At 44.3% G+C, this 7556-nt stretch carries 9 protein-coding genes; 2 read left to right on the top strand and 7 right to left on the bottom strand.

Translation table 11 applies throughout. The features are described from left to right. Positions 1–36: 36 nt before the first annotated feature. The 7 genes from GX089_03275 to GX089_03245 all read right to left on the bottom strand — a co-directional run bounded on the left by GX089_03275 (position 37) and on the right by GX089_03245 (position 4208). The gene (locus GX089_03275; GenBank protein NLP01490.1) at positions 37–1542 is read right to left on the bottom strand and encodes a F0F1 ATP synthase subunit alpha; all 1506 of its coding nucleotides are present in this window, start codon (positions 1540–1542) and stop codon (positions 37–39) included. A gap of 1 nt (position 1543) precedes the next feature. Beyond that, positions 1544–2089 (bottom strand): ATP synthase F1 subunit delta, encoded by a 546-nt coding sequence (atpH, locus tag GX089_03270; protein NLP01489.1) that lies wholly within the window; start codon positions 2087–2089, stop codon positions 1544–1546. After that, complete coding sequence (atpF, locus tag GX089_03265) at positions 2079–2585, bottom strand: F0F1 ATP synthase subunit B (protein NLP01488.1); 507 nt, start codon at positions 2583–2585, stop codon at positions 2079–2081. The genes atpH and atpF overlap by 11 nt, the downstream gene beginning before the upstream one ends. A 7-nt stretch (positions 2586–2592) precedes the next feature. Beyond that, entirely contained in the window at positions 2593–2844 is a 252-nt protein-coding gene (gene atpE, locus GX089_03260; protein ID NLP01487.1) for an ATP synthase F0 subunit C, read from the bottom strand. An 89-nt stretch (positions 2845–2933) separates the two neighbouring features. Beyond that, on the bottom strand, positions 2934–3668 hold the full coding sequence (gene atpB / locus GX089_03255) for a F0F1 ATP synthase subunit A (protein ID NLP01486.1): 735 nt from the start codon (positions 3666–3668) through the stop codon (positions 2934–2936). A gap of 5 nt (positions 3669–3673) precedes the next feature. Continuing rightward, positions 3674–4030: a hypothetical protein gene (locus GX089_03250; GenBank protein NLP01485.1), complete on the bottom strand. Its 357-nt coding sequence runs from the start codon at positions 4028–4030 to the stop codon at positions 3674–3676. Then, entirely contained in the window at positions 4020–4208 is a 189-nt protein-coding gene (locus GX089_03245) for an AtpZ/AtpI family protein (protein NLP01484.1), read from the bottom strand. The genes GX089_03250 and GX089_03245 overlap by 11 nt, the downstream gene beginning before the upstream one ends. 782 nt (positions 4209–4990) lie before the next feature. Between GX089_03245 and GX089_03240 the strand changes: the two genes are divergently transcribed. Beyond that, the gene (locus GX089_03240; protein ID NLP01483.1) at positions 4991–5965 is read left to right on the top strand and encodes an HAD family hydrolase; all 975 of its coding nucleotides are present in this window, start codon (positions 4991–4993) and stop codon (positions 5963–5965) included. Then, positions 5965–7556, top strand: a 1592-nt coding sequence (locus GX089_03235) for a tetratricopeptide repeat protein (GenBank protein NLP01482.1), incomplete at its 3' end; no start/stop codon positions are given. The genes GX089_03240 and GX089_03235, both read left to right, overlap by 1 nt.

Genomic DNA, 7556 nt, shown 5'->3' with positions numbered 1-7556 from the left:
TTATCTGTCTTCGCAATTCACTTATCGATTGCATGCTTAACGTGCCTTGAATGTTTTGATGGCTTCTGTAAGATCATTTCTCAACTGCTCATCCATGGCACCACTCTCCCTGATTTTATCAGTAATTGAGGGATAGTTTTTCTGCATAAATGAGAGATACTCTGATTCCCATTCCCTGATCTCATCTATCGGCATATCATCCAGAAATCCGTTTACACCTGCATGGATTATGATTACCTGCTGCTCAACAGGCAGCGGATGGAGTGTGTCCTGCTTTAAAAGTTCCCGCATCCTCTCTCCTCTGGAGAGGAGGGCCTGAGAGTGGGAGTCAAGTTCAGATCCGAATTTTGCAAATGTTGCAAGTTCATTGAACTGAGCCAGATCAATCCTCAGTCTTCCAGCAACCTGCCGCATTGCTTTTATCTGGGCGTGGCCACCTACACGGGAAACTGATAGTCCCACATTGATAGCCGGTCTGAATCCGGAGAAGAAAAGACCTGTTTCAAGATAAATCTGCCCGTCTGTAATCGAGATTACATTGGTGGGAATATAGGAAGAGATATCCCCGGCCTGGGTTTCGATAATGGGAAGAGCTGTAAGAGAGCCTCCTCCATTGCGGTCTGATAATTTGCATGCCCGTTCGAGCAGTCTTGAATGTAAATAAAATACATCGCCGGGATAAGCCTCACGCCCCGGGGGTCTCCGCAACAGAAGAGAGATCTGACGGTATGCCTGGGCGTGTCTTGTGAGATCATCGTACACAATCAGCACATCTTTACCCTTCCACATGAATTCTTCCCCGATAGCGCACCCCGAATAGGGAGCAAGATACTGCAGCGATGCCGGATCACTGGCAGTGGCACTGACAACCACGGAATACTCCATGGCTCCATGCTCCTGCAGTGTCTTTATGACCTGAGCCACAGAGGAGAGTTTCTGGCCTATCGCCACATAAATACAGATAGGACGGTCAGGCTGGTCCCTCTGATTTAGAATTGTGTCTATAGCTATTGCGGTTTTACCTGTCTGACGATCACCGATAATAAGCTCTCTCTGGCCGCGTCCTATCGGTATCATAGAGTCTATTGCTTTTATTCCGGTTTGAAGAGGCGTTTTAACCGGCTGACGTTCCATTACTCCGGGAGCTATAACCTCTATAGGCCTCTGTTTGTCTGAAGAAATCGATCCCTTACCGTCCAGAGGCATTCCCAGAGGATTAACTACCCGGCCAAGAAGTTTTTCCCCTACAGGCACAGAGACCACTTCACCGGTGCGGTAAACCTCATCACCCTCCTTGATCTCTGCAGTGTCACCCAGGATAATACAGCCGATGCTTCCTTCCTCAAGATTCAGGACCAGACCGTATATATTATTTGGAAAACGCACCAGTTCTCCGTAGACACTCTTTTCCAGCCCGAAGATTCTGGCTATTCCATCACCGACCTGAAGCACATAGCCCACTTCTCTGAGGTCAAGCTTGTTCCGGTACTGTTTGAGTGATTCTTCAATGACACCGGTTACCTTTGGAATTTCTATATCCATATCAATATGCTCCTGCTGAACTCAAAAGCATCTGGCAAATATCCTGCAACCGGGAACTTATACTGCTGTCCAGAACTTTTCCTCCTATTCTCAACCGGAAACCTCCAATCAGCGATGGGTCGGTTCTGAATATGGCATCAATTTTACAATTACAAAAATCTGTGAGGTGCCTGATAATCCCGGCTTTCTGTGTATCTGTAAATGAAATCGCGCTGATAACTTCCGCTTCCTTGATATTGTTTATCTCATTAAAGCGTTTCTTCATCTCTTTTCTGATAAGAGGAAGGATATCGATGATGTTCTCTGAGAGCAGTTCCTTCAGAATATGCTTTACAAGGGATGGTGTCTGCCCGGAAAAGAACTTCTCCACTATAGAGATTTTATCTTCCACAGATATCTGCGGATGTCTGAGAAAACTGGAAAAGTCCTTTGATAATTGCATCAGTTCCATAATTTCTGAAAACAGCTTATCTACGGTATCATAGTGTGATAATTCAAATTCCATGATTGCATTTGCATATTCACGGGCAGCCTGTTCAACTTTCATTTCTGCTCTCCTTTGCCCTCTCCAGCGCTTCAACCATCGAACTGATCTGCGATGCGGAATATGCGGAAAGATCCTGATTTTCCATAATTTTACCGGAAAGAGACACAGAGATATCGATCACTTTAGAGCGTAGCTGCTGCATTGCGTCCTCTTTTTCGAGCTCAAGCTGCTCCAGAGCCCTTTTGTGCATTTCGGCTATTTCCTTACGGGCGTTTTTTACAATTTCATCCCTTTCTCTGTTACCTTCCAGTTTGGCAATTGTGATTAATTCCTTGACTTGCTGTTCAATCTGAGAAAGGCGGAATCTGTAGTCACTTTCCAGTCTGGCTGCAGCCTGCCGGGTCTGCTCGGCATTCTGCAGGTCATTTCTGATTCTCTCTTGTCTTGACTTCATCAGTTGCTGAAGCGGACCCCAGGATAATTTCCATACTATATACAAGGCGATCAGAAAAGTGACCACCTGTGCCAGTAAAAGTGAGAGATTGATCTCTATCATACCGGTCTTATCCTATATATTTTGTAAACGGGTTTGCAAAAAGCAGAATGATAGCCAGAAAAAGAGTGTAAAGCACAAGAGATTCTATGAAAGCAAGCCCAAGCATCATGTTAAGCTGCAGTTTCCCGGTTGTTTCCGGCTGCCTTGCTATCCCCTGGAGTGCGGATGAGATACATATACCCATCCCTATGCCGCATCCGGTTGCAGCCAGAGCAACACCCATAACCGCCACTATAACAGAGTTGCTCAAAAAATTCATTGCAGACGCATCTGCTGCCATCACCAGACCCGTTGAGAAAAGAATGAGAGTACAAGCCAGAACTGAACGCATAAATAAGTCCTTTCTTTTCAGTGCTCCGCCGCCTGGACTGCACCACCGATGTATGAAATTGTTAATAAAGTAAATACCAATGCCTGGATGATCCCTATAACCAAACCCAGAAGAAGAATAAACGGTCTGAGTAAAAGCGGACCAAGTGAAAACCATCTGTCAATCAAAACAGGACTGAGAATAAACTGGGCAATCAGAATCACAAGTATTGATAGAAACAGCTCTTTCGAAAAAATATTGCAGAAAAGACGCAAACCAAGGGAAAATGGACGCGTAAAGGCACTTATGACCTCAGTCATCACCAGAAGAATCGTTACAGGGAAAAAATACCAGGGAAGTCTGGGACCCAGGAACTGCTTGAAATAATCAAGCCCCTGCACTCGGATGCCTTCAAAGGTATAATAGACAAACACGGCAATCGCCAGTCCGAAAGTAGTGTTGGGGTTTGCGGTAGGGGAACTCAAGCCGGGAATAAGACCAATAATATTGGAAACGAGGATAAAGATAAACATGCCCGCAAAAAGCGGATAATATCGTTTGCCTTTCTGTCCTATTATCTGGTCTGAGAGATCAAATACATAGGAGAGAAGCAATTCTAACATAATCTGCAGTTTCCCGGGTTGAAGAGATGCTTTACGGAATGCCAGATATGACATCAAAATCAAAATACCCCAGGTTAGAAAACTCATAAGCAGACTGGGGTGGATATAAGGGATATTAAAAACTATTGCTTCGGGGATAACTGAATCCATATCTGTTACCTGCCTGCTTTGTTCGATCTTAAAACCAGAACAATGCTGCTGATCATCAAACCAGCCCCTGTCCCGCTTATAATACCTGCCGTATTGATTTTGAGGAGAAAAACAAGAATACAGAAAACTGCTGTCAGAATGGCAAAACGAAGTACCATCCCTGCGAAATATCTCCTCAGAAAACCTGCTTTTAAACCGGTTATGCTTTTTATAGAAAGAGAGTGCAAATATAGTCCCAGAAATGAAATTGAAAAACCGGCAGAAACTCCGCTCCAGAATTTCTCTGCTCCCAGAACCCAAATGAGTAAAATCACGGTGGAAAAAAAGGAAATCATTACTATTAAAAGGTGCTTATTTTTCATCTTTATCCAGCCTGCGAATCTCTAAAAAGAACTGACGAAATCCGGCAAAAATCCCCAGAGCAAAGAAAATCAGAAGAAATACCGGTCCGGTGGACAGCCATTTATCCAGGTAATATCCGATCAGAAGCCCAACTATGCTTGTCAGTACCAGATTTATTCCCAGACTGGCAGCAATCATCAGATTTTTCCATTCTCTTTTGTCCTGAGATATTTCAGTTTTTTTTTGATTCATTTTCCCGTTAATACCTACTTACGATGGTTCTGGAAACCGATTGCTCTTATAAACGCAGCCTGAAAACATCAAAGAATGCATTTAATTGATGCGGGTTCTGAGCAGGCTAAATTCGAAGGTGCTTGAAGCTGATGTGCGGTGAGCGGGAAGGATTTTTATTAAAAGGGAGAGTCTCAGCATCTTTATTAGGTGCTGAATACATTTTGAAAGGAAGATTCAGGGTCAGATCCCTGAAAGACTCTCTTTCTTTATTCATATCATCATCTGTTTACATTGTAAACTCGTTCGTTACTGACAATTTCTGTAGACAACACTTCGTAACGGGAAACGGAAAGAAACTGCAAGAGTGATTAATACAGAGAGGAGAAGAATAATTCGAAACAAGTTCTCACAATAACAGACTGAACCAGTAAGAAATTAATTTGTGCAGACATGGTTGGCAATTTTGCCGGTGAAATGAGTAGAGATAAAAAAGGGGACAGACTGCTTTTTTACCTTTATATGGTCGACATTCGCGCACTTCATTGACCTTTGTGCGCAGACTCAATAAATTTAGGAACCAGAGGGCGCAAAGGACACGCAGAAAGGTCATGCTCACTGAGCTGAGCCGAAGTGAGCACCTGCCTTGATCGTAATTTTTTATTATCTTCTTTCCTGTTATTATTAAAAATCACATTCCTCCAATTAAAGGTTGTATTTTTCGGTAAACGAAAAACAGGAGAAAAGAATTGTCCAGGTTTGCTGAATTTGCACGGGAACTTCATGAGAATGAGAAACATATCTTTCCCAGGAAACTTGAGCCGGTCTCTTATCCCAGTAAAAGTGAAAAACTGGGAGACATAAGAGCGGTTATCTGTGATGTTTATGGGACACTGATAAACTACTGGAAACCGGGCTTTGAAACATCTGAATCCCGTACCAATTCTCTTTTGAAGGCTTTCAGAATAATCGCCGACCGTTTCGGCATAACAGAGATACTTATTGAGATCAATCCTCAGGAGAATCCGGAGAAGACTCTCAGTGATTTTTATCACGGGCTGATCGCACTCAACCACGAGAAGGCGAGAAAAGCCGGAAAAGAGTTCCCGGAGGTGAAAATAGAAGAAGTATGGAGTGTTATACTCCTTATTCTAAAGAGACGGGGTTATGACCTCTCGGCATTCAATCCGGTTGAAGGGGAAGATTTCAGCCGTGTGCTGGCATTTACCTACAATTTTTACTCTCTTGGAAGGCAGTTGTATCCTGGAGTAGTTGATGCGCTTGAGCAGTTGAAAAAGCAGAATATGGTTCTGGGAATCGTCTCCAATGCCCAGTTTTACACCCCAATGGATCTCACTCTCCTGATAAGGGATCAAAGCAATGGAAAATATGATGATTTCAATGAGCTTTTTGACCCTGATCTGACGTTTTTCTCTTATGAGTACGGGGTGGCAAAGCCAAATCAACTGCTTTACAGGAGACTCTTTGATTCCCTTTATGAGTTTCAGATCCTGCCTGAACAGACTGTAATTGTGGGCAACGACCTGAGCATAGACATCGAGCCGGCAGCAGGAGTCGGGATGCGAACTGCTTTTTTTACTGGTGATAAAGAATCCGCATTCATGCATGATCTGGATCAGAAGGTGATTCCGGATCTTTGCTTCCAGAGTTGGGATAGTTTACCTCAACTCCTGTCTTTCTTTTCGAAGGAGAAGAATAACTGATGAAGAGATTGCAATTATATGTATTTGGTACAATGCTGCTGTTTTTTTCCGGTGCTTCAGCGTTCAGGATGGAACTGGAAATAGATCCCTCCGATGAAGATGCCCTCCCATCAGCGATTTTCAAGGCGGTAAACGATGCCTATGAGATGAACATGAAAGGACTGGAGGCTCTTGAGAAAAAGCAGTACGATGTTGCGCTGGATTATTTCGATGAGGCGCTGAAAATCTTACCGGATTACGATGATGCGCGGAATAACAGAGGCGTGGTTTATTACCGTAAAGGGGTGATTTCAGAGGCTGAGAAGATATGGGAGAAACTGGCTTCTGAAAAACCTGAGTATTCTACAGCATCTTACAACCTGGGGCTGATCCTTCTTCACGAAAAACAGGCTGATGCTGCCGCAAGGCTTTTTGAGAGGGCGATCAGGAGCAATAGTAAATTTACAGAGGCCTACGTCCGCCTCGGACTTATCTATTTGCAGACCGGGAAGAAAGAAAAGGGGCTTGAAAACCTCAGAAAAGCGTATAAAATCGAACCAAATAATCAGGATGCCTGGAGTTTTCTCGCTCATGGGCTTATCGTGACAGGTGATACGGCCGGAGCTGTAGCCGTGCTGAAAAAACATGAGGGAAAAGCTGAAGCCCTGAGAATGCTTGGCCTGATTGAGAGTTCAAGGAAAAATTATGAGAAAGCTGCAACATTGCTGAGCAAAGCTGTCTCTGCTGGTGCGGACCCCAATATCCTTGTTGAACTGGCATCAGCACAGGTTGAGCGGGGTAAATGCAAAGAGGCGCTGACCAGTTTGAACAGGTATTTCCAAAGCCCTGTCAAGCATAGCGCCGATGCCTTTCTTATGGCAGGTATCGCGTCCAAAGACTGCGGTGACGTAAAGGGAGCCCAGAAATATTTCGAGGATGGATCGGAAAAATATCCTGATGATGCGATTATTAAGTATAATCTCGGACAGATCTATTTCAATTTGAAAAAATATGAGCAGGCGGAGAATACCTGGACCGGACTATCCGATTCACTTCAGGATCCCTCTCTGCTTTATATCCGTGCTCTTAATGCCCGCAGGATGGGTAATCTGAGCGTTGCCCAGAAACTGATTACCCGTGCCCTGGAAATGGATGACAGGGCAGAGTATCACGACCTGCTTGGTGTCATTTACCATCAGAATAAAGATGACAAAAAGGCAGAGGAGGAATTCCGGAAAGCTCTTAGAATAGATCCGCAGCTTAGAAGCGCTCAGCTCAATCTTGCCTTGCTGTCAAGAAAAGGAGAGGATCTGGGTGCCGCAGCCCGACAGATAGAAAACCAGCTCTCAAACTGCAGCGGTGATTCCTGTGCGGATCTCTCTTTTCAGCTCTCTATTATCTATTACCACCAGAAACTTTTCTCCAAAGCTGCGCAGATACTATCCAATGTCAAAGAGGAAGACAAAGACGAGCGCATCTACAGGCACCTGGCAATTTATTACAGGGAAAATCAGGAGTATGAAAAGGCTATTGCTGCCCTGGAAACAGCGGCAAAGAGGCTTGTTTTAGAGCCTCAGACCGAGTACGAACTCGCAGAGACCTGCCTGATGGC

Source organism: Fibrobacter sp. (genome assembly GCA_012523595.1).
Taxonomy (GTDB): domain Bacteria; phylum Fibrobacterota; class Chitinivibrionia; order Chitinivibrionales; family Chitinispirillaceae; genus JAAYIG01.
This window is presented reverse-complemented; position numbering and strand designations above follow the sequence as displayed.

Excerpts from the sequence above, each read along its gene's own strand:
- atpB (NLP01486.1), bottom strand. The coding sequence starts at position 3,668 with ATGGATTCAGTTATCCCCGAAGCAATAGTTTTTAATATCCCTTATATC.
- atpH (NLP01489.1), bottom strand. The coding sequence starts at position 2,089 with ATGAAAGTTGAACAGGCTGCCCGTGAATATGCAAATGCAATCATGGAA.
- atpF (NLP01488.1), bottom strand. The coding sequence starts at position 2,585 with ATGATAGAGATCAATCTCTCACTTTTACTGGCACAGGTGGTCACTTTT.
- GX089_03275 (NLP01490.1), bottom strand. The coding sequence starts at position 1,542 with ATGGATATAGAAATTCCAAAGGTAACCGGTGTCATTGAAGAATCACTC.
- GX089_03250 (NLP01485.1), bottom strand. The coding sequence starts at position 4,030 with ATGAAAAATAAGCACCTTTTAATAGTAATGATTTCCTTTTTTTCCACC.
- atpE (NLP01487.1), bottom strand. The coding sequence starts at position 2,844 with ATGAATTTTTTGAGCAACTCTGTTATAGTGGCGGTTATGGGTGTTGCT.
- GX089_03245 (NLP01484.1), bottom strand. The coding sequence starts at position 4,208 with ATGATTGCTGCCAGTCTGGGAATAAATCTGGTACTGACAAGCATAGTT.